We start from the raw sequence: 22400 nt of genomic DNA on the forward strand, positions 1-22400 counted from the left end.
GCTCGCAGAGAGTACCCGTCTCGTTGCCTTGGGTGGGACCATCACCTCTTGGGTTGTTTTGTTCTTGCCTGTTTCATCGTAGGTAGCCATTTGCAACATCTCTGCCTTCTCGCCCTCATTGATTTATTTTTTAAACCTCGCACACATTGATACTGAGACCTAGGGTACGGGGTGTTTGTTGCTCTGAGGTGTTGCGAATGGTTTTTCTCGCCGATATGTACGGGGGACGGAGCTCCTGCTGTCGGGCAGATCAGCGGTTGATTGGGCGGCCCAGTGTGGAGGTGCTCCTGCCTTCTCGGGCGCCAAACGACCCGACGAGTGGACTCTCCGCTCCGCAGGTATCTACCACCGGGTGGCGGGGTCGGCTGGACTGGTGTTGTGTGAGTAGTTTCAATCTTCCTGCCAAGTAGGATGCGTACGCTACTTAGCTATGCCATAAGCAACTTAGCGGTTTGTGTGAACTCAATCGGGGAGGGGGGATATGTTATTGGAGCTGGAGATCAACGGTAAGACTGGTAACCGGAGGTGGGCTACCCTCGAACTGCAATCAATTGGGGGTGCCGGTCGTCTCAGCCCGCGGCTCCATTTGCACTTTAGGGCTCGGCCAGCACCGTACACTCAGGTCATACTTGAGGATTTAACCCTGAGACTGGAGTATCAACAAGAGTTCATCGGCGAGGGGCGCGTGATGTACGAAGATTTCCTGCACGACTCTAGCCAGGTGACCTTTGAGGTGGTGACGTCTCAGCGCCTCCTGCAACATATCACGGACGGGCTTGCACCCACCGAAACTGTTGTTCAACTCGATGCCAAACTCTTTGGCTTCGCTACTGTCTCGCGGGATAAGACCGATTCTGCATCCCAATGGATCGCGTTGTCCACTGATCCTGATCCCGGAGAATCCAAGCGTATTATCGTCAGGAATCGAATGGGGTCGACAGCACTGCAAGTCGCTCGCACAGAATGGTACGACAGGGTACTCGCGCCGACTCGTAACGAGCAGTACCGGTACCTCGAAATCGCACTTCCCAAGGATGACAACGCCCTTAGGAAGGAGTGGGATTTGGCGGTAAACCACCTTGTTGACGCTGAGCGCGCCTACGCGACAGGAGATGATCCGACCGTCTTTGGCCGTCTCCGAGCCGCCCTTGACTCATTACCGGGATCGAAGACGAGCATCCTTGCTGGCATCTCCGACACTGACAAGCGCGAGGATCTCGACGCGCTCCTCAAGCAAGCTGGCAAGTTCTTGCATAACGGCCGTCATGTCAGTGCCGAGGGAACCCAGCAAGGAACCTTCCCAGTAGACCATCTCGATGCAGCATTGGCCATAGACCTCATGCGTGTGCTTTTCTCGCATCTATCGTTGATGCTGGCTTCTGATCGTCGGCGGGCTGCTGATTCCGCATCATGAGGACTGTGACTGTTCGTTTACTCGACATCAACTGCTGCCCTCACACTCAACCCCGATCAAGGACCAGGGATCGGTCACGCCAGGCGAACCCACAGACCTCTGAGTTCGATCAGGTGTGCCCCAGTGAGATCCACAAGCCCAAGAGAATACTCAACGGTGCCCGCCGCAAACTCCCCGACAAGGGCATCGCGGGCCTATAGCGAGCCTGACTCAAGGCCCAAGCTGGAGATCGAGCTACCACCAGCCCCTTGGCTCTCAAGTCCGCAGCCTGGTAACGAGCAGTGTGGTTTGTAGAGCATAGGTTCACAGTAGCGATGGAGCTAGCCGTCTTCGCTTGCAGCGATCGTCCACTCACTAGAATGATCGCTGGGAATGCTCTGTCCACGAGATGGGCCTTCGACCAGCTGCAAGGCCGGTAGCTCGAACGCACTCACAGACCCGGCTTGTGTCACGAGAAATGTCACGAAATCCTGCCTAGCTGTGACTAATCCAGACAAGCCATGACAATCCCACATCCTTTGAGCTGCACTGATGCAAACTGGTGACCAGAACTGAGTCACTTGTAAACCAACTTCGGATCGGTTGGTAACCAAAGAGCGCTTGCACACTGAAAGTTGACGTTGGTGATGTCGACTCTTGCTAGCACTACTAATTCGTTGGATTCCGCGGTGTCGGTCCCGATGAAGTGCTTGGCTACTGCCGTTCTATGTCGATGCTCGCGGACAACTTATCGAGGAGGAACGCCTCGGTACCGGCAAGGCCAACTGAGAAGAAGACTGAGATGCTATCTGGCTTAGCCTTCGGGGCCTCGCCTGCTCGAAGGGCCCCGAGCGAAACGAGACGTAACTCATGAGGCGTGTTGGCAAGCAGGTTCGGCGGGTCATAGGCGCCGATCTGGTCGAGCGAGTCGGTAACCAACACCGACGCCGCCTCGGGCAGGTCAAGGCCGAACTCGGCCCTTCCCTTTTGTTTGGGGCCCAAGGTTGTTACATAGGTCCCTTGCCCAAGCCATGAAACTTCGATCACCGGGGTAGGGCTGGTGGTGGCGAGGATAACGATCTCGGCACCCTCACAGGCTTCCTTGGGATTGGATGCCGATCGGATGGTCCCGTCGACAAGGGGGGAGGCTCGGTTGACGAAGGCAGCCCGATGGGTCTCGTCTCTCGAGTACACCCGGACCTCGTGAATATTGCGCACGGCGCTCAGTGCCCAGAGCTGGTTGTGGGCCTGGGTTCCCGAACCGATGATGGCGACCACGCTGGCATCCGCTGGCGCCAGGGCATCTGCTGCGACGGCACCAATGGCCCCAACGCGGCGCGCTCCGAGCTCGTTGCCAACGGCGATGGCCCGCACCTGTCCCGAGGTCTCGTCGTGGACGACGACCACCTGGGCACCTGGTTCAACAGGGAGAGTGTCATATGAACGGTAGCCGAACCATGATCCGCGTAGACGCCCGGCGGTGAATACCAGCCGAGCGTCGTCGAACTCAGCATGCACCCTCGGGGGAGCGAGCAGGTCTCCGCGATGATGAGCGTCTATCGCATCACCCATCCAGCGCACCGCATCGATGGCGCTGAGCCGGGCACGGATATCGGCGTCGTGCAGGAGCGTTGTCATCACGGCCACCTTAGCCTGCTGGTAGTCGTGCCGACCTTGTGCAACGATCAATTCCTTGTCTCTGTCGGTAGGGCTCTCACCGATACGTACTGACATCTCCCTGAGCACGATCGGCTATCGACCCAGATCTGGTGAGACACTCAGAGTGGGTCTTACCGCATCGGAAACGAAGTAGAGCATGCTCAAGTGCTGCCCAATCGTGTCCTGGTCACCAGTCGGAGACATCGAGTAATCGCTTGACAACTACGACGCCGTCCTCGTCGTTGCCGTGCGCTCAGCGGTCGGCTTCAATCGCCGCTACTGCCGGCTGCGAGGCCCGGTCGACCGTCGGATGTAGGCTGCGAACCACGCGGCGAGTTTCGCCCTCGCCTTAGTGATAAGATGATCGCTGGCAATGCTCTGTCGACGAGGTGGGCCCTCAACCAGCGGTGAAGCCGGTCGCTCAAACGCAATCACAGACCTGGCTCGTGTCACGAAATCCTGCACAGTCATGACTAATCTCGACAAGCCATGACAATCTCACCCTCTCTGATCTGCACTGATGCAAACTGGTGACCAGAACTGAGTCACTTGTAAGCCGACTTTGGATCAGGCGGTTGGGAGTTCGAATCTCTCCGAGCGCGCTCATTATCCCAGTTCAGAGCCTATATTTGTGGGCACCAGGAATCAAACAACAAGAGCGTGATACGGCAATGATACGGAAGCGTTGAAACGCGATGCCGCATTGCCGATAACCCCGTCCACGCCAACCATACACCCTACAAGGGACAGGCAGATACCTGACGATCACAGATTTGCCAAGGACAAGATCCAGCAGCTACGGGTATGAAGCACCGAAAGACAAAAGTCTTCCACGACCCCGACACTCCGACTGAGAGGTCGTAACCTGCTCTTTTGTTCTGACGTCCCTTTGAAAAGGGGGACCTTCAGGACCTTGCCACCCTTACACAAGCGATGGTCCTTGCGATACCCTTGGCGAGGGGATGAACACGGGCGAACTCACCCAAGACTGGGTGATCCCCGATCGACAATGACATTCGGCATTGTTCCTTGCCTTGCTCGTGGATCTTGGTTGACCGCTCATCTTGTGGGCTCTTCGCTTGAAAGACCTGCGAAGTGCTGGGCAGCTTCAAGAGCGTAGGCGTCTCGGGATCCACCGGTTAGAAGTAGCCCTTGGAGCCTCCGCGGTAAACATGGCCGCCTTGAGTGTCAAGTCAGCCACAATGGTCTTTCGAAGTCGGTTCTTGGGCTTCGCGTTCTTCTGAGACATTTTATATCATTGGCCTTGGCACCAAAATAGGTGTTTTTGGCATCGATGCCAGGCGTCTCGGTGATTGGCGGAGTTTGCGAGCAACCCGAGCGACGGCTTTGCCAACGTTTGCGCATCCGATCATCCTCTTGGAAGGTTTTTTGATGACTTGATCTGATGCGGGCAACGTGGCCCAACTGGGGTTTAGCTCCCTCGTCTACTTTGGTCGGTCTTCTCACATTTTGGGTGGCTCATGTAGGGGTAAGCGGCGCATGAGGGCTGCGGTTGTCGAAATCCAGAATCCCGATTTTGGCCGGGCCGACAGTGGTACCGTGGAATCGATACAGTGATCCGCCAGCTCGTGAACGAGGCTATAGCTGCTGCTAAAGTTGTCGACACTTACCATTCGCTCCGGCTCATCGCTGCCCAGGAAGGATGCTGGCTGGTGGAGCTGCGGTCAGCAATCGCTCACGAAATCGCCACCCGTCGGCAAGTGCCCACATAGACACGTGCATACATAGGTATTTACCGTGGGTGTTCCCTGGCTTCTAGCCGGGGGACGTTGTCTCAGGCGACCAGCCTGATGGCGAGCCCAAGGTCGGCCACGTTGCGGGCCAACGGCCCGTCGAGCGTCCATAGTTGCGTGTCGAGCTGTTGCGCCAGGCGGACGTAAGTGGAATCGGTGGGGTGGCGGCGCCGTAACTGCGTGGTGATGGCAGCCACCGCGAGACCGTCCTCAGCGTGAGCGAAGATGGAACTGCACGCCGAGTCCGGCCAGATCGGACCAGGTTTGGAGGCCACTTCCTTGGCGTCCAAGTCACCGTCGAAGACCAGACGAGCGAGGACACGGGGAGACTTCCTAGGGCATGGCCACCGAGGCACGCAGCTCCCCGCCGGTGTCCACCCAACGCTCCCGCTGTAGTTGAACTTCGCCTTGGCGTTCATCGGGAACCATAAGGGAGACGATCAGGCTGGCATCGACAACAACGCTCACCGACATTCGCAGGGCGCGGCGTGGGCATCCGCCCTGAGCGCCACTGCCGCAGCGGGCCGGCCCTACCGGGAGCGCTGGATCAGCCGGTCGATAGCGGTTCGTACATCGGGAGCGGCTGGTTTCCCCTCGCTGAGGCCAGCATGGACAGGTATCCGGACCACGGTGTCCGGCTGAACATGGAGCTAGGCGGCCTGGCCCGCCAACGCCGCATAATCGTCGTCGTCCAAACGGACAGTGCTAGCCGTATTCCGTCTCCCCAAAGTAGCTGACGAGATGCAAAGCGATGCGTTTCGCATCTTGTTGTCCCCTTGGCACCATTGTCCTCACAGTTGTCACCCGTCAAGGGTATCTACGTGAATACCGCCAGGACAGCCGAGCGGATTCGCTGCTTGGAGATACACACACCCTTCCCGGATCAAGCCGACTAGCATCTCGCTCGGCCGAACGTGTCGCGTTGATCTCTTCGACCAAGACAAGGACCCTTTCCTGGGTATCGAGCCATCGAAGGTCACCGTCCCGTCGCCGGGCGTGCTTATTGATCCGACCCTGCAACTGTTCGACCGACTCCACCAGCGAAGCCACAGTACTGTACTATCGGCCTGGGAAGCACAGCGTCACTGCCCTCACGGTCATTCAGGACAACACGCGACCGCGGGAGCGCGGGACGAGGCTGAGGACGAAGAGAAATCCCGTGTTGGAAACGCTGAGGACACTAGCCGAGTCTTGGGAAAGGAGACCACTCGCCTCGACCGGTCGGACACCTTCCTGCGCGCCGCGTGCTTGCATCGGCTACGGCCATCAGTAGGAAATGAGGTCGATGCCTGGATCGAGCCGGTGGAGATCCTCAGGATCGCTGGTCACAGTGACCCCGTCCACAGCACGCGCCAAGAGGACAACCGAAGCATCGATCACATCGAAGGTGGCGGTCGCTGCGCACAACTGACCAGCGGCGCGAGCCGTGACCCCGTCGAGGGGGTGAATCGTGACCTCAGCAGAGTTCACCACCCGCACCAAGCGAACCAGGCGTGCCGAGTTACGCCATGCTTGGGCGAGCGCACCGGCGGGCACGTGGATCTGTTCTCCAAGTTCCAGCAGCCGGATGATTCGCCGGTCGGCTCGATCGACAGCGATCAGGGCACCCGCATCGAGGACTATAGGCCAAGGACGCTTCGGGCCGATGCCGTCTCCTCGTCGCTCGCCGGGCCGAGCTCGGCGCGGATCTCGGCTAGCACATCGGCCAGGCGTTCCTGATCTGCACGCTCGGTCATCGCCGAGGCAACCCAGGCGCTGACCGAGGGAGCACGACCGGCCGCTACTGCTGCTTGTGCCGCCTTGGCAGTGGTCTCGTCAACTGTCACGGTCAACCTCGTTCGCATAGTTACAGCGTACTATTGCTGCTGATCGTATGCTCGCCGCCCGGATAGACGATTCCGCTCCAGAATACTTAAACCATCTTGAGCAATCCCTTTCCCTTCGCTCCCCAGCCGTCGAGTCTCCCCTGTCCCCACCACGGGGACAGGACTCTTGCGTTCGGCACTGTTGGCGTCTCTAACCGTCGTTGTTGGCGACTGTGCTTTGCTTGGGGTCCTGCCGTGAGCGCTATCCTTGTCGATATCCGATTGGACATCGCGGCTTTGGATTCGGCGTAGGAACCTCTCGTCAGGGATCTTCTTCATTTGCCCGTAGGGGGTGAACCGGTCGATCTCGCGACCTTCGATCCTGTTGAGTAGCTTCAGTTTCAAGTCAAGCGTTGGCTCCAAGTCCTTACCACCGGGTGCCAACAGCACAAGTTCGGCCCAGTGTAAGCGAACTCAACAGAAGGATTACCAAGCCTAACTACGCACAAATACGGTGGAGCGAGTTTCAGGTGAGAAGTTGATTGACCCACTGTGACCACGAGAGCGGATTCTCAGTACCTCGACGTCGACGGCGCCGATCGCGGTAGTAATGAAACTTTGGGGACAGCCTGCCATTGTGCACAGGATCCCCGCCTGGGCCCCTTCGCTCTTCGACGACGTGCGTGAGCTCTGCCTTTGGAGCGGTAGCAATCAGATGCTTTGCATGAACATCTAGCAGTGCAAGGCAGAGCACCGTAGCCGGTATCGGCATTGCCATAGTTACGACGTCAGTGAGCGTAGCCGCAAAGCGAGGGGTCGTCCTGGTCACAGGATTTCCTTTCCGATTGTTGTCTACCTACTGATAGACCAGAGAGGAGATCCGTACCCAACAAGGTCACTCGCCTTCAACTACTTCTTGCGCGCCCATCAGTAGACTATGCACAACCTTTCTTCAGACGTCTCAAGGCATTCGGTTTGGCGCTCGAGTCGAAGACCTTGATAGATTGAAGGACACAACCTTGACTACCATGCACGAACAGGAACGAAGACGACTAGCGGCGATTGCACTTGGGCACCGATACGTCCTGCAACCATGCCGCGATGGTTCACCTGGGGTCATGATACCCGAGTCCGATGTCGCGATGTTTCCAAAGATACGCGACTACTTTTTGAGTGAGGACGCCGCCAGAACCGTGGTTCGTATCACGCTCACAAACGATGGGTTCATCGTCGTTCCCCTTGAGTTACTTGGTTAGCTCCCTCACGCCACTATGGGGACATCTAACTACGATTGGCGAGCGACCCTGATCGCCCTGTAGCGATAAGTATCCTCGCCGTGCAGTGCTCGGAGCGCCCTACTCGATCTGGGCCACAGACTCGGCTTTGGCCCGGGCCGATCTACCTGGGCGTTGGAAGCGTTGATCCGAACGATCAAGGTGGTTGGTGCGGCCGACCAATCGGTGAAGTTCGCCTACGTCTCCTGGGCGAGCAAGAAAGAAGCCTTGCCCATAGGTTATTCCAATGTCGACCAGGGTATCACGTTGTTCGAGAGTCTCGACGCCCTCCGCGATCACTTCGGCTCCGGTCTCGCGCGCAAACGTAACCAGCGCACTGGCCAGTGCTCGTCGAACGGGATGGACATCGATCCCCCTCGTCAGCTCACGGTCAAGCTTGATGATGTCAGGCGTTACCTGCAGGAGCACCGCGAGACTCGCAAAACCCGTACCAGTATCGTCGATTGCGATCCTCACACCGAGGTCGCGTAGGTTCTGACAGGCCTCCCGGATCCTTGGAGCATCGACGATGTTGGCATGCTCGGTCAACTCGACAACGATACGGCTGGTGTCGACCTCTCGACAGAGAGTCAAGAGTTCTTCGGTGACGAAGGTCTCGGGCCCAGCATTGATGGCCAGGCTGATCGGGGGAGGGATTTCGCCAAGCATCGCAAGAGCCTTTTGAATCGCAAAGAGCTCGAGCGTCACACCGAGGCCGACCGAAGCTGCCTCCCGGAACCAGGAGTCGGGGGTCCTTCGTGGGGCGGCATCAAAGCGAGCCAGCGCCTCCACTTCGACGATCCTGTGGGGATGTGCCAGAACCATGATCGGCTGAACGACCATGTGGAAGAGATCCTCATTCATGACGCGCTGGATGCGTCGGCGCTTGGCAGCGCTGCGCTGACTTTCGGGCTGGAGCACGTGAGTAATGAAGGTAGCTCGTGGGTTTGTCGAGGATGGCGGTGCCCACGAAACCACACCTAGACCTTGGGTACACACGCGCTTGGCTACGTCGCCTAAGAGCTCCTCTTCCCTGGTGACTTCGACAAAGTCCAAGGCTACGGCGCTCACGCTCGCAACGAACTCACTGACCCCTGTGAGGTTTGCAACATCAAGGTCGGTGAATACATCGGGCTCCTCAGCGGCGACAAGCAGTACGCCAAAACTTTGGGATGCACGGATCAAAGGAACAAAGATCATAGAGTTGATCCCAAGTTCACGCCAGAGCCAGGCACTGGGGTTCTGATCAACGGCTATCTGATTCAGTATCAATACACGCTGGCTTCGGATAGCTTCACCCGAGGTACTCGCATTAATGGTGAGCCGGCCATCTACCGGGCGCTTCAAGCGTCCATGTCCCATGACTTGGACAAGAGCCCCGTCATCTTGGGCGATCTCGATGGCGACGCCGTCAGCCGCTGGGACAAGTTCGAGCGTCTCATCAAGTATTCTGGCGAAGATCGACGAAGAGCTTCTCACCTTCCAACCGATGTGCTCGGCGCTCATACCAGCTCCTAGCTTCCTGTTCTATGCCCCTGTCACGAAGGGTCTGACGCTCCGTGCATGCACTTCGAGTACCTACTCACTGCTTGTGATCGAGTATCGGCAAAGCACAGCCAAACATGAACGCGAGCTTACCACGACAGGCGTGCGAAGAGCCTTGGATTGTGACTGCGCTCTTAGCCGACCTCAACACCAGACGCTGGATCGAGATGATCACCTGGTCGTTTCACCACCCGAGCGTTCTGGATCCACACCCCTAGCCACCAGGGGTGTGGATCACTGCGGTCATAATCATCGTCGTTGGCTACTTACCGCCGAGGTGGCAACGGACTCAAGAGCGATGCGATATCCTCTGCACCGAACTTCACCGAACCCGACTGTGCCTCATCGAGCACCCCTGCCGCCAACTGTGCCTTACGTTCTTGGAGTGCCACAATCTTCTCCTCGATGGTACCGGCGACTATCAGTTTGTATACGAACACCGGCTTCGTCTGTCCAATCCGGTGAGCACGATCGGTTGCCTGGTCCTCGGCGGCTGGGTTCCACCACGGATCGAAGTGAATGACCGTATCAGCGGCAGTGAGATTGAGTCCAACTCCCCCTGCCTTCAAGCTAATGAGAAACAACGGCACCTCACCCTTTTGAAACCGATCAACCGGAGTCCTCCGGTCCCTCGTGTCTCCGCGCAGGGTGACAAAGTCAATCTTGGCCTTCTTCAGTTCGGTGGAGATCAGGTCGAGCATCTCGGTGAATTGAGAGAAGAGCAAGATCCTGCGACCCTCTTGGAGAAGCTCGGGGATCATCTCCAAAAGCGCCGCAAGCTTAGCTGAACTCGTCACTCGCTTGGCGGTATTGCTCTTGAGGAGGCGAGGGTCACAGCAAACCTGCCGTAACTTCAGCAATGCGTCCAAGATCACGATGTGACTACGCTCTACGCCCCTGCTCACGATCTCATCACGAATGCGCTTGTCCATCGTTGCCCGAACGGACTCGTAAAGGTCGTGCTGCGCACGTTCCATCTCAACGGCCTGTACAATGACCGTTTTTTCAGGGAGTTCGGCTGCCACCTCAGACTTGGTCCTGCGAAGGATGAACGGGCGAACCCGCTTGGCGAGCACCTCCAGCCGGGTGAGATCCTGATGAACTTCGATCGGCGTACTCCAGATCTCTCGGAAGGCGTTACGGTCACCAAGAAATCCAGGCAGGAGGATATCGAACTGCGCCCATAGCTCCATCAGATGATTCTCGATTGGAGTTCCACTAAGACACAACCGATACGTCGCCTTGAGCTGTCGAATCGCCACTGAGGCCTTGGCGGTTGCGTTCTTCACATTCTGAGCTTCATCGAGCACCAGAAGATGAAAGACCTCTTTCTGGAGGACATTGATATCTCTCCACACGAGTGCATAGGTCGTCAAGATGAGATCATGGTCGGCGATCTCGCCGAAGAACGACTTGCGTTCGGGTCCATGAAGAGTAAGAACCTTGAGATCGGGGGCGAAGCGGGCTGCCTCATCCTGCCAGGTGTTGATGAGGCTGGTTGGCACCACCACGAGGGCCGGAGCCACCAGGCGTTCGGCCCGCTTTTCGGTAAGGATGTGCGCAAGGGTTTGCAGGGTCTTTCCGAGTCCCATGTCGTCAGCAAGAATCCCGCCAAGATCATGCTCGCGAAGAAACTGCAGCCATGACAGGCCTTCAAGCTGGTATTGACGCAACGTCGCCTTGAGCCCCGGCGGGGCCTCGACTAAATTCGGGCCATCATGGGCTAGCCGGGCGCCGGCCAGTCCAAGCACCTTGTCAAGCCCCGTGGTGTCCCAGGAGCCGTCATCGATCAATGTCTCCACTCGAGCCGCATCGACGGAAGATAGCCGCAAGCGATCCGAGGGGCGCGAAAAGAGATCGATCAATGTCCCTACAATATGTTTTAGCCTTCGCGCTTCAACCCCAACTCGACCGACCTCACGCTCTTGCAAAACAATTACATCATCGTCAGCGATCATGGACAGCCCACCGGGGGTCAGCCACCGGGGGTCTCTGGCGAAGAGCTCTGTGAGAAGCTTGCCGAGATCGACTCGCCGATCATCCACAGTGATGCCGAGGTCAAGATCGAGCCAGCCATCCTGGTTTGGTTGGATATCGACATGCCAACTTGAGACCGTTTGGTAATGGTGCCGGAACTGGGGATCGATCTCGAGTTGCCAGCCATTGCTGACAAGTTCCGGGGCCGCCTCACTCATAAACTTTTCCCACCGCTTCGGGTCTGCATACCCAAAGGCGACCCGAGCAGCCTGATGACCCAATAGTTTGGAGGCCTCAGGACTCAATTGCTCAAGACCAAGTTGTGCAAGCTCTCGCAACGCCTTCTTTTCGGCCCTTTTGTTCCGAACGAGGCGCACCGTTTCTCGATCGCCATTCTCTACGATCTCCGCCGTATCATCCGGTTGGATCGCGATGTCTCCATACCGAAACTCAACACGAGCAAAATCGATCACGCCATCACCAAATCCGAACCTCCATCCGCTCCCTACTGCCGCACCCGAGACGCTCGTGACGACAAGTGCCGGAACTAATGGCACCTTCACCTTTGGTAGCGTGGCGGTCGGAGCCTCACTCGGAAGAGCGATCGGCTCGCGATAGCCAGACAGCACTTCCTTGGCGCTCTTGGCTTCAATCGGATTGAGCGCCGGCGCCTTCAAGATAGCGGCAACCAGCTGTGTCGGCTGCTCCGTCTGCACATGGCCGACCTCATTCGCCTCGACGTCCACATAGAGAATTTCATCTTCTGTCGACAGACACCACGCGTTCGGAGAGCCAACATCGAGGTATGGCACCTGCTCACCACTGCGCACGACCCGCCACCGTAGGGTCCCTTCCCGAGTACCTCCACTATGCAATGGATCGATACTGTTGCCTGGACCAACAAGACGGCCCGAACCAGCGAGCAACTCAAGAACCTTCGACGCAAAGGGCCCCTCCAGACTGAAATAGTCGAGTTGATAGTCTCCAACGCGCGACGAGTCCAGCATCAGCATTTTGATGGCTTCGAAATCGGTTGCTGAGACAAAGCTGGGACGTACTGTCAAGACATTGCGGAACGTCTTCCAAGGATCGAGCTTAGGAGCGAACCCGCCATCTGCTTGTTGTCTAGCCTTGAAGCAAACGAGACGCGCCGGCAGCCACCCTTCGGGAGGCATGAGTTTCCATATCACGACGACGTTTGTCGTACTCTTCGTGTCGTCGGGCTTTGGCGCGATTACTTTTTGCAGAACCTCGAGCCACTCCTTGGCCTGGACACGGACTTCAGCTCCAGCGACAGCATGCGGGGCCTTCATGGCGACGAGCATGGTTGCAGCACCATGTTTACACCGAGTCGAAACCGGACAGCTGCAGATCGAAAGGATACGATTGCTGGCGAAATGAATTACCGTTCGATACGGAGTGGGGATCGTGCCTTGCACTCGTGCCACGATGGCATCTTCAGTGACAGACTCCAACGCTACTCTGGCAAGATAACTGCGACCCTTTGTGATCTCTCGTTCCCCGAAGTAGCTGACAGCATCCTGAAGGGTAAAGTTCAATCCATTCATTTCATCTGCCCAACCAACCGTCCGGCGCCCAGGGAGCGCCTCAAGACATCGACCTGTCAACGTTCATCGCAACCCACACCCGTTCCTCGTTTTCAATCTATCGGCACCCCAAGACGTGCTCTTGCGATCAACACAAATTACAGCCTGCAGGTGGAGATAGCGGAGCCGATTAACAACCTCGTACCCCAAGTTGCCATCCTCCTAGGACACGACCACCAAGCCATCAACGGCACGAGGATCACAACGCGCTCTCGCGGCGAATGCTACAATCGGAGGAGGCCCCGCCCAAATGTTTTCAGTTAGCCCTAATGTTTCCAGTCGAAGGGAGGCGCACCGTGTCTGAGCTATGGTCATGCCAATGAGCACCTCTCGAACCACCGTTGTCTTCACTGTCATTCTGATAGTGGTGGTGATTGTCGGACTCGATGTCCTATTGTTGCGGCACCACTTTTGGTTGCGGCTGTTGAGCAATGTCGGCATCGTCGGACTCGTCGGCGTGTCATATGTGACCGTTGTACGGCACGGGTCCCACTGAGCAACAGCGCAACGCCACCGATCATCTGCGCACAGAATGCCCCAGTGGCGGCCAGATCAACAGACACCCACTCCAGAGGCGTACACCCTACAACCATTGTTTAAGCCAATGACCAGCCTCGGCGTTGCACGCTCGACTGCCGTGAACCGACCGCCGTGAACACTGCGGGCACTCCCGCGCGGTGACGGGCTCTGCTGGTAGCAGCTTCACCTCCCTGGCAGCCAGTCGAACGCGTTAGTTGCGACCGCTATCAAACAAGCACCTCCTCCAGGAAGTCTCGCATCACCTCTTGGAACGCATCGATCTCTTCGATTTGCGGCGAGTGACCCGATTTCTCGAAGATTCTGAGGTGAGAATTCGGGATCAACGAGGCGGTTGTCTCGGCATACGAAACCGGGGTTACCCAATCAGCTCGGCCAACCGTGACAAGCGTCGGGCACGATACACTGGCCAGCTTCGGCTTCAAGCCATAGGTAGGCATGTTGTGTTGGAAGCACCAGTTGTGTGCCTCGTGACGATAGATACCGGCATAGACCCGCTGTTGTGCCTCTATCGGGTCGTACTCGAAGTCATAGAGCGGAATGATCTCTGCCCACCGTGCCTTCAGATCATCGTCGTCGGAGATCTCGCCACGCCAGTAGCGGTTGAAGTTGTCCCAATGAATCGGTACTCGTGTCTGGCGTCGTGCGTTCTCATAGGCCCGGTCGAGATTTGTTCGATCAGGCGAGGTATCCCTCAGTATCATCGCGCGCACCCTATTTGGATAGGCGATGGCGTACTCCATGGCTATGAACCCGCCGTATGATCCTCCTGCCACAATCACCTGTTCGACCCCGAGCCACTCACGCAGCCCATCGACATCCGCTGCCCATTGCTCGTGTGAGAATGGCCCTTTGCCCTCACTCAGGCCGCAACCACGCGCGTCGCAGACGACGACCCGGACGACATCAGCCAGCGGACCAAAGGTTGCCTTAGGTTCAGCCAGCGATCCGATACCGCCACCACCGTGATGTGCGATCAACACCGTCAGATGGTCATCTCCTAGTATTTCGACATTTAACTCATTATCATTGATTTTGATTCGCATTATGCATCCTCTCCGTCATCTGCCGATAGTCAGTCCGGGCATCGACCGTCTCCGCATCATGACCCCTAGCTTGGCCATACCGATCCCAACGCCCGATAGATATTGCCACCGAGCATTGCCCGGATGTCATCATCGTTGAATCCATGTTTGACGAGCCAATTTGTGATGTTGCCAAAGTTCTCTGTCGGATTTTCCAGCCCGTCAACATAGGGAACTGGTTCGTAAGGAGGAGCCGATCGTCGACCGCCGATTCCTAGCAAGGAACCGAAGACGTTGTGCATTTGCACGTGATCGCCATAGAGCGTGTCTGGCCCAAACGCGACATGCTCGATACCAACAAGATCAATACAGTAGAGCAGGTGATCCATGACTGAATCGATCGAATGCCGTGGATGTCGCACCGAAATCGTGGTGTGCGGTGCTGCCGACATCCCGATCACTCCGCCAGTCTCTGCTACCGCACGTAACACGCTGTCTGGCTTCATCCTTGGAGTGTCCCAGACCGCCCGCGCTCCGGCATGCGTGATGAAGACGGGTGCTTCGCTGTGCTGACAGGCATCGAGTGCCGTTCGATCAGATGAGTGTGAAACGTCAATAGCCATGCCTACCTGGTTCATGCGACGAACCGCACGGCGCCCAAACGTCGTCAGGCCACCGTCGGTGACCTCGTTCAGCCCACTGCCAAGCGCATTCGAGTCTGAGTACGCGATACCAAGCTGTCGAATGCCCAAGCCAAACAAGATATCGATGCGATCGATCTCGTTTTCGATCGGCATCGCACCTTCGAGGCCAAAGACGATCCCAACCTGACCGGACTGGTAGATCCAATCGATATCTCCCAAGCTCCGGACCGGCACTACCTCTTGCTGATGGGCGATATCCGCAAGTCGATGACCCAGATCTGCGATGACGTCATTCCAACGCCACGGCGCCCTGCCCGTCACACAGGCAGTGCCGTCCATCATGTTGTCAAAGACAACGTTCATGCCCGACGCCGCCAGACCCGCATACGCTGTGTACTGACGGCCTCCTCGATAGTGTTCGGGAGTCTCCTCCATGTGCAACGGAAAGCGAACCGGATGATCATGGAAACTTATCACCAGACTCTCGTTCAACAACCGCTCAGCACGGACGCGCTCTTGGGGTGTGAGATCATCCACATACGGAGGAACACGACCGAACTCGGGCGCCAACACAATCGCCGACAGACCTGAATCCGCCCCCAGATACGCATAGGCCTCATAGGGCTTTGCGTCCATCTCTGCTCGACTACCCAACCCGGTCGGGCGATCCTGTTGTGCCATGGCCCTCACTCACCTCTCGCTACTTGGCGCTCTCCTGGATCCCCGAGATACTCCCCTTGGGCGAGCAGCCGCCAAAGCTGCTCCCAGGCCATCATCCCCTCACGCAAGCGCCGGACCCTCAGGTACTCGTTCGGTGCATGTAGCTTCTCGTCGGCGGTTGAGAACGAGAAGAACAGCGTCTTGGCACCCAGATGCTCCTCGAACAGCGTCACCGGCGGGAGCGTTCCTGCAATCTTGGCAAGCAGAATCTCCTGATCAGGGTAGACCATTTCGAGCGCGGCCTTCGCCGCCCCGATCGCAGGGTGATCAGCGGCAATTGTATATGCCGGAATCCGTGGGGCATCGACCTTGACGCGAATGGTGACCCCAGGCAGCACCAGACGATTGAAGTGGGCCTGGATCGCCGCAACCACCGCATTCGGATCCTGTCCAGGTACCAGACGGCAGGAGATGTTGGCGACGGCGACATGGGGGATGACCGTGTATTTCCCTCCAGCCCTGACTCCGTTGACTTCGAGTGTTGGTCGTTCCCACAGTCGCTCCAGCAGCGAATAGCCCGCCTCGCCTACCCCACTAGCTAGTCCCAAATCATCGAGGAAACGCGCTTCATCAAAGGCGACCGCAGCGATCTGACGACGGCGATCGGCGTCAGGTTCGTCGACGCCGTCATAGAACCCAGCGACCGCAACGCTTCCATCCTTATGGTGAAGCCCCGCGATAATCTCGCCAAGGACATGGATCGGGTTTGGAACAACGCCACCGAATCGCCCAGAGTGTAGATCGTCGCGAGCTCCCTCAACCTCGATATCCATCGATACGAGACCCTTTGAGCCAACAGATAACGATGGCTCATCTGGCCGCCACATAGCCCCATCAGCCGAAATGACAAGGTCCGCAGCCAATGCCCCGACATTTTCAACCACAAACGAAGAAAGGTGAGGGCTGCCAATCTCCTCCTCTCCCTCGAATAGAAATTTGACGTTGATTGGTAGGCAACCTTCTTGTGCCAGAAAAGCTTGTGCCACTTTGAGCACGAGATAGACGGGACCTTTGTCATCAGTCACGCCGCGTCCCCGCACGATTTCACCCTCACGGGTCAGCGTAAAGGGGTCGCTCTGCCACTCGCTGAGGTCACCAGGTGGCTGAACGTCATAATGACCGTAGATCAAATAGGTGCTCCTATGGCACCCATCCACTCACCGACCACGACAGGGTTTCCATCGGTCTCAACGAGATGAGCTCTGGCGAACGAGAGCTGCTTGACGAGCCACTGGGCGGCTCGCCGCATTGTATCGTCGGTCGCATCCCGGCTGACACTCGGTATCGCCACATACTCTGCAAGTTCCGCAAGGTATCGGGTATCATCTGACTCGAACTCAAGCACAACGACCCACAGATGGCGCGGCGCTTGCACCTAAACAACTCACCTCTCGGAGGCGGGTCAGCTGAAGACCTCGCGCTCGATTGAACCTATTTGCCATGGCAGTTCCACCCCTTGCCCCGTTGGTACCCTCCGATACAGATGCGTTGCGATGTGCGTTTTTGCACCCAGGAGAGAACACCGTCTCGATCGCGAGGCGATGAACTCATAACTGCGCCATCCATATTTGTACTATTTCATACAACTAGAGTCTACCATGTAATTTATTGACCATCCATTTGGTACCAGCCGGTGGTGTGCGAAGGCTTCGTACCTTCGTGCTCGACACCGCAGCTCGCAAATCCACCACGAGGCCAGGTCGGTCTCGGCCTACACCACCTGGGACCGCTCATCGATGGCGGGATCGGGTTTGCACCGCCGATCTTTACTCACCCACACCCAACTGCTCAACACTCAACACTCAAGGGATACCTGAACGGAACCAACGCAGCGACGGCCATCACGTTAAACCGTTCCATCGTCGCAGTTCGCCACTGGACACAATCGATTACCAATGGCACCACTCGACACGGGTGTCAGCAGGCTTGGTGGCCCCGGGCCTCACCGGATTGCCCAAAGAATGCCAACGGGTATGATGGTGAGTATGCCCATTGGTATACCAGGTCAGCGTCCGCACACCTCTGTCAGTGATGCCGCCTATCAACACCTCAAGCGCATGATCCTCTGTGGGACCCTTTCGCCAGGGACGGAGTTTACCGAGTTACAGGCCGCCGAGTTAGTTGGGTCGAGCCGAACCCCAGTGCGTGAAGCGCTCGCCCGGCTGCGTCATGGTCGATTGATCGTCGTGCTCGCGGCCCGTAGATACGCCGTTGCACCAATCGCAATTACTGACGTTCACAACCTGTTCGATGTGCGTCGACTCATCGAGTCTGAAACCGTTCGCCTGGCTGCCGGGCACGTCAATGGCGAACAGCTGCGCGAGCTCGATGCGGTCGGTAGCACCATCAGCTATGACCCGTCTGATCCGGAGAGCATCCAAACCTTTCTTAGCACCAACCAGCAATTCCACCTAGCAGTAGCAACTGCCTCGGGCAATCGTCGCCTTGTCGATCTCTTGATACCCCTGCTTGATGAGATGGAGCGACTGCTGTTTCTCGGCCTCCAACACAGTGACCGTGGAGCAGCCATCATCCACGAACATCAGGCCTTGATTGCAGCCCTTGAGGCCGGAGACACAACCGCGGCGGTCTTGGAGGTGCAATCCCAGCTCGACGACGCACAAACCATGGTCGATCAAGCCTTTTTGACTGGTGCCTTTGACGGCAAGCCAACGACCCTTGACAACCATGCCCAATAGCAATGCCCAATCACCAAAAAGGAGCCCGCTCATGACCACGCCTTTGGCTACGACAAACGCAACACAACCCAGCACGTCCTCCCTCGAACTGATCGGGGCCTCGATCGAGGTCCCACTCGTCTCTGGAACATGGCGACGCTATGTGAACCTCGACTATGCAGCAAGTACGCCAGCCTTGGTCGCCGTCAAAGAGCGGCTTGATGCATTTCTGCCGTATTACAGCAGCGTCCATCGGGGGGCTGGCACCAAGTCACAGATCTCGACGGCAGCGTACGAGGGGGCCAAGGAGACGTTTCGTCGGTTTTTTCATGCCCACAGATCCGATAGCGTCATTGTCACTCGCAACACGACCGACTCGATGAATCTTCTTGCCAGCTGCCTGCCACCACGCGCGCAGGTAGTCGCCTTCACCTCCGAGCATCACGCAACGCTGCTGCCCTGGCAACACACGTCTGGTGATGTCAGCTATCTTGAGATGCCAACGAGTGCATCCCAGGCCATTGAACGACTCACCAGTTACCTGGTAGCCCATCCCATGACGACACTTGTCGCGGTGACTGGCGCCTCTAACGTCACCGGTGAAGTCTGGCCTATCGCTGAACTCGCCTCGGTGGCTCACGCTCACGGGGCACGTATCGTTGTTGATGCGGCACAGATGGCCCCTCACTTGCCCATCGACATGGCTGCGCTCGACATCGACTACCTTGCCGCCTCTGGACACAAGCTGTACGCCCCCTACGGCGCTGGCGTACTCATTGGCAAGGCGGATTGGTTGGATGGTGCCGACGCCTACCTGCGTGGTGGAGGTGCAGTTGATTTCGTCACGCCAACCGAAGTCCTTTGGTCGAAAGGGCCCGCCCGACACGAGGCCGGATCACCAAATGTCATCGGAGCGGTGGCTATGGCGATCGCCTGCGAAACGTTGGAGAACTACGGCATGGACCGGCTGGCACGGGAGGAGATCGACCTCGCCAGCTATGCCAGAACCGAGCTCGGAACCATTCCCGGCATCGAACTCTATCGGCTTTGGCCGCCTGAAGCACCCCGAATCGGCGTAGCGACCTTCAACCTCAGCGGCTATGACCACAGCCATCTCGCCGCTATCCTCAGTGCAGAATACGGAATCGGCGTCCGACACGGCTGCTTCTGCGCTCATCCGCTGATTCTTGAACTGCTCGACGTGAGCGATGAGCAAGCAGTGTCGTTGCGTGCCGAGCTCAAGGCGGGGCATCGGCCCCGGCTACCGGGCGCGGTGCGCATGAGCGTGGGTGTGGGTACGACCCGCGCAGACATTGACTACCTCGTGGCATCGTTGCGACACATCGCCGCAGAGGGGCCAGATTGGACTTACGACATCGATCAAGCAACCGGCGAGTTCAAACCAGAACCAGACCCTCGGCCATGGCCGGATCTCCCGGTGCCACTTAAGCGCTCCGTGTAGGCTCGAGGCTCCCTCACAAGAGCCTGTCGTGAGACGAATCGACCTGGCTCCACCAGCGTGAAGCGGGTGCCACTGCTAGCCAAACATCGGGGTCCGTGAACTTGGTAACCAAGTTTCGTCGTATTAACGACTGCACAAGCTGGCAGTTAGGGTAGCTTCGAGACGTCGGCCACGCATTTACACTAGCTGAGCAACAGGACCGACAAAGTGCGATCCAGCTGGCACGACACACAACAGAACGCAAAGAGATGCCAAGGCCGACTCTCTGAACGAAAGTCGGCCTTGTCGGTTGAGTTAGACATTGTTGACGTCATCAGCGATGGCGCAGCAAGTTAGCAGGCTGTCACAGCTGGGTCCGCTAACTCTGTTGATCGTTGTAGTAAACATTGAAGCCATCCTTCGAGGCATGGAACCTACCCGGATAGGTAGCCACCGCTCCTGACTGGACCATGGCTGTCGGGATCATCATCTGAGTCGCGCCAGAGTCCGCGCTCGCTACCTGGACGTCGAAGAACTTAATGGGGCTTGCGAACGGGGTCGGGACCGTTTGTCCTGCGTTCGTGGTCGGTGCCTCGACGATGAAGTCTGCACTGTCACCCGAGCCGTAGTAGTTGCCGACAGCACTCACCGACTGTCCAGTCGTGAGGTCGTTGACCGTCACCTTCCACTCAGTGCCGACCACCTGTTCGACGGTCACCTGCATGTCGTTGCCAGGGGCGACGCTCATGTTTGGCACCGTCTGAGAGGGGCTCGGCAGATTCTCTACCCACGGGACGATCTTGACCGAACCATTCGCCAGATCCGGTATCTCATAGACACCAGCTTGGATGAGCGTCTGATTGCCAGATGTGCCACCAACTCCGACCCATTGTGCGAGTGAACACGAAAGACTCATGCCGCCAGACACATCGTTCGCACACGATGCAGGCAACGACGAGGAGATCTTTGGCACGATGAACTGCGCGCTTGCCTTGGTAAAGGGCACTCCGTTCGGGGAATAGTCGACGTACCCTGACCAGTTGCCAGACGGAACGTCAACGACGACTGGTAGCCTCACCTGAGCCGAGGCACCTGCGGCATCCGTCACGGTGATCGTCGCCTGCCCGCTCCCTGGTGCGTCCGGTATCCCAAACAGGGTTCCATTCGGTGTGATCTGTAGCCAGTCGAGATTTGAGCTCAACGACCATTGCAGCGAACCGTCGCCGCCGCTCGCTTGGAGCTGTTGCTGTAGCTCGGTTCCCTCGATTGTGCCGATGCCTTGTGGCGCCTGAATCTTCAAAGTTCCAGCACTGCTGGCAGTCGATGCAGCCGGCGTAGCTGCATTTGATTGGCTGTACTGTTGCACAAGTTTCGCCAAGGAATTTGGGGAGCTCGTAGACTCTGCGCTCTTGCGTGAGGCCGCAAAGGTTCGCGGTTCGCGGAGTTTGGCGTGCGTCGTTTCGGCCGATGTCGTCCCCCAAACGGCAACTGCCAACGCTGCCGCGGTCCCAACCAGGAAAAGTCTCTTCGCCGAGGATTTCTGTGTCTTCATTGTATTACCTCCATCGATTCGCAAATGCTTCCATCGCAGCTACCCCGCGCTCATGGATGGGATGTACACCAGCTCGACTGCTGATCGACAAATCAACTATGTCGAGACCGAGGTTCTCTCGCCTGGAGGCACCTATTCGGCGTTCATCATTGCTGTTGTAACTGCGAATACCAGCCATCATCTCTTCACTACCTTTAACCGTGAAGGTAAGCCACCCGTCTTAGGAGATCACTAGTCAAAGCGTAGAAAAACCTGGATGCTTCTGGGCCCGTAACATCTGGTGGGCATCATGACGGCCATACAATCAGGGGCGTCTTGGCCCACGCAATGAGGAGATGGGATTCCGATAGTCTCTCTGGTACAGCCCGACAATACGTCTTGCCGGGCGATCATAACGCATCCATCCGACCCTTGGCAGCCTTACCACCACGTTCTGGCGTCAACGACCTCTTGACGACGGCGACAAGCGATGCGCTACATCCGTCAATCAGGCCGAGAGTCAACGAACCAGGCAGTTGCCATGCCACATACGAACGATGTCTCGTGCATGAGCGAGGTATCTTTCTAATATTGCCCGTGATGATGTGCGCGGGTGTGATATTGTCGAACCGTGTGCAATCACCGACAACGAGGAACGCTCGGACCAAAGCCACACGGCTAGATGGGGACAAGAACTGAACAAACCGACACTCAATCTGGCCACGTCACATCGCTCGGTGAGGTTCGTCTAATCCAGCGCTGTGCATCGTGGCATCAGGCTATGACCGCGCCCTGGCTCGGCGCCAAGTA

Annotated in this window: 17 protein-coding genes; 5 read left to right on the plus strand and 12 right to left on the minus strand. The window is 57.5% G+C overall.

Annotation, left to right across the window (positions count from 1 at the left end; translation table 11 throughout):
* The first annotated feature begins 481 nt into the window (after positions 1 to 481).
* Positions 482 to 1414 (plus strand): hypothetical protein, encoded by a 933-nt coding sequence (locus MP439_05205; GenBank protein ID MCI2975458.1) that lies wholly within the window; start codon positions 482 to 484, stop codon positions 1412 to 1414.
* A gap of 693 nt (positions 1415 to 2107) precedes the next feature.
* On the opposite strand, the gene MP439_05210 is transcribed toward MP439_05205, so the two are convergent.
* From MP439_05210 to MP439_05230, 5 genes are all read right to left on the minus strand, one after another.
* Complete coding sequence (locus MP439_05210) at positions 2108 to 3031, minus strand: NAD(P)-binding domain-containing protein (protein ID MCI2975459.1); 924 nt, start codon at positions 3029 to 3031, stop codon at positions 2108 to 2110.
* A 1816-nt stretch (positions 3032 to 4847) separates the two neighbouring features.
* Positions 4848 to 5096, minus strand: a complete 249-nt coding sequence (locus MP439_05215) for a hypothetical protein (GenBank protein MCI2975460.1) — start codon at positions 5094 to 5096, stop codon at positions 4848 to 4850.
* A gap of 976 nt (positions 5097 to 6072) precedes the next feature.
* Entirely contained in the window at positions 6073 to 6342 is a 270-nt protein-coding gene (locus tag MP439_05220; protein ID MCI2975461.1) for a hypothetical protein, read from the minus strand.
* An 83-nt stretch (positions 6343 to 6425) separates the two neighbouring features.
* Positions 6426 to 6632: a hypothetical protein gene (locus tag MP439_05225; GenBank protein ID MCI2975462.1), complete on the minus strand. Its 207-nt coding sequence runs from the start codon at positions 6630 to 6632 to the stop codon at positions 6426 to 6428.
* Positions 6633 to 7137: 505 nt separating this feature from the next.
* Positions 7138 to 7440, minus strand: coding sequence for a hypothetical protein (locus MP439_05230; GenBank protein MCI2975463.1), 303 nt, complete (start codon positions 7438 to 7440; stop codon positions 7138 to 7140).
* Between the two features lie 190 nt (positions 7441 to 7630).
* On the opposite strand from MP439_05230, the gene MP439_05235 reads away from it, so the two are divergent.
* Complete coding sequence (locus MP439_05235) at positions 7631 to 7867, plus strand: hypothetical protein (protein MCI2975464.1); 237 nt, start codon at positions 7631 to 7633, stop codon at positions 7865 to 7867.
* 99 nt (positions 7868 to 7966) lie between these two features.
* On the opposite strand, the gene MP439_05240 is transcribed toward MP439_05235, so the two are convergent.
* Both MP439_05240 and MP439_05245 read right to left on the minus strand, forming a co-directional pair.
* Positions 7967 to 9391 carry an EAL domain-containing protein gene (locus MP439_05240; protein MCI2975465.1) on the minus strand — a complete coding sequence of 475 codons (1425 nt, stop codon included), beginning with the start codon at positions 9389 to 9391 and terminating at the stop codon, positions 7967 to 7969.
* 305 nt (positions 9392 to 9696) lie between these two features.
* A complete protein-coding gene (locus MP439_05245; GenBank protein ID MCI2975466.1) occupies positions 9697 to 12975 on the minus strand; it encodes a DEAD/DEAH box helicase in 3279 nt (1092 codons plus the stop codon).
* 358 nt (positions 12976 to 13333) lie between these two features.
* Between MP439_05245 and MP439_05250 the strand changes: the two genes are divergently transcribed.
* Complete coding sequence (locus MP439_05250) at positions 13334 to 13510, plus strand: hypothetical protein (protein ID MCI2975467.1); 177 nt, start codon at positions 13334 to 13336, stop codon at positions 13508 to 13510.
* Positions 13511 to 13760: 250 nt separating this feature from the next.
* Here MP439_05250 and MP439_05255 read toward each other — a convergent pair whose 3' ends face one another.
* The 4 genes from MP439_05255 to MP439_05270 all read right to left on the minus strand — a co-directional run bounded on the left by MP439_05255 (position 13761) and on the right by MP439_05270 (position 17315).
* The gene (locus MP439_05255) at positions 13761 to 14597 is read right to left on the minus strand and encodes an alpha/beta hydrolase (protein ID MCI2975468.1); all 837 of its coding nucleotides are present in this window, start codon (positions 14595 to 14597) and stop codon (positions 13761 to 13763) included.
* Positions 14598 to 14662: 65 nt separating this feature from the next.
* Positions 14663 to 15901 (minus strand): membrane dipeptidase, encoded by a 1239-nt coding sequence (locus MP439_05260; GenBank protein ID MCI2975469.1) that lies wholly within the window; start codon positions 15899 to 15901, stop codon positions 14663 to 14665.
* Between the two features lie 5 nt (positions 15902 to 15906).
* A complete protein-coding gene (locus MP439_05265) occupies positions 15907 to 17070 on the minus strand; it encodes a M20/M25/M40 family metallo-hydrolase (protein ID MCI2975470.1) in 1164 nt (387 codons plus the stop codon).
* The gene (locus MP439_05270) at positions 17067 to 17315 is read right to left on the minus strand and encodes a hypothetical protein (GenBank protein ID MCI2975471.1); all 249 of its coding nucleotides are present in this window, start codon (positions 17313 to 17315) and stop codon (positions 17067 to 17069) included. Before MP439_05270 ends, MP439_05265 begins: the two co-directional genes overlap by 4 nt.
* A 610-nt stretch (positions 17316 to 17925) precedes the next feature.
* Here MP439_05270 and MP439_05275 point away from each other — a divergent pair.
* Both MP439_05275 and MP439_05280 read left to right on the plus strand, forming a co-directional pair.
* Positions 17926 to 18639, plus strand: coding sequence for a GntR family transcriptional regulator (locus tag MP439_05275; GenBank protein ID MCI2975472.1), 714 nt, complete (start codon positions 17926 to 17928; stop codon positions 18637 to 18639).
* A 31-nt stretch (positions 18640 to 18670) separates the two neighbouring features.
* Complete coding sequence (locus tag MP439_05280) at positions 18671 to 20080, plus strand: aminotransferase class V-fold PLP-dependent enzyme (GenBank protein MCI2975473.1); 1410 nt, start codon at positions 18671 to 18673, stop codon at positions 20078 to 20080.
* Positions 20081 to 20438: 358 nt separating this feature from the next.
* Here MP439_05280 and MP439_05285 read toward each other — a convergent pair whose 3' ends face one another.
* Positions 20439 to 21611, minus strand: a complete 1173-nt coding sequence (locus MP439_05285; protein ID MCI2975474.1) for a G1 family endopeptidase — start codon at positions 21609 to 21611, stop codon at positions 20439 to 20441.
* Between the last annotated feature and the right edge of the window lie 789 nt (positions 21612 to 22400).

It is taken from the genome of Ferrimicrobium sp., from assembly GCA_022690815.1.
Classification (GTDB): Bacteria; Actinomycetota; Acidimicrobiia; order Acidimicrobiales; family Acidimicrobiaceae; genus Ferrimicrobium.

What these genes read in the sequence shown, in the direction of transcription:
- MP439_05240 (MCI2975465.1), bottom strand. Translation starts at nt 9,391, where the DNA reads ATGAGCGCCGAGCACATCGGTTGGAAGGTGAGAAGCTCTTCGTCGATC.
- MP439_05285 (MCI2975474.1), bottom strand. Translation starts at nt 21,611, where the DNA reads ATGAAGACACAGAAATCCTCGGCGAAGAGACTTTTCCTGGTTGGGACC.
- MP439_05205 (MCI2975458.1), top strand. Translation starts at nt 482, where the DNA reads ATGTTATTGGAGCTGGAGATCAACGGTAAGACTGGTAACCGGAGGTGG.
- MP439_05260 (MCI2975469.1), bottom strand. Translation starts at nt 15,901, where the DNA reads ATGGCACAACAGGATCGCCCGACCGGGTTGGGTAGTCGAGCAGAGATG.
- MP439_05255 (MCI2975468.1), bottom strand. Translation starts at nt 14,597, where the DNA reads ATGCGAATCAAAATCAATGATAATGAGTTAAATGTCGAAATACTAGGA.
- MP439_05245 (MCI2975466.1), bottom strand. Translation starts at nt 12,975, where the DNA reads ATGAATGGATTGAACTTTACCCTTCAGGATGCTGTCAGCTACTTCGGG.
- MP439_05280 (MCI2975473.1), top strand. Translation starts at nt 18,671, where the DNA reads ATGACCACGCCTTTGGCTACGACAAACGCAACACAACCCAGCACGTCC.
- MP439_05210 (MCI2975459.1), bottom strand. Translation starts at nt 3,031, where the DNA reads ATGACAACGCTCCTGCACGACGCCGATATCCGTGCCCGGCTCAGCGCC.
- MP439_05250 (MCI2975467.1), top strand. Translation starts at nt 13,334, where the DNA reads ATGAGCACCTCTCGAACCACCGTTGTCTTCACTGTCATTCTGATAGTG.
- MP439_05275 (MCI2975472.1), top strand. Translation starts at nt 17,926, where the DNA reads ATGCCCATTGGTATACCAGGTCAGCGTCCGCACACCTCTGTCAGTGAT.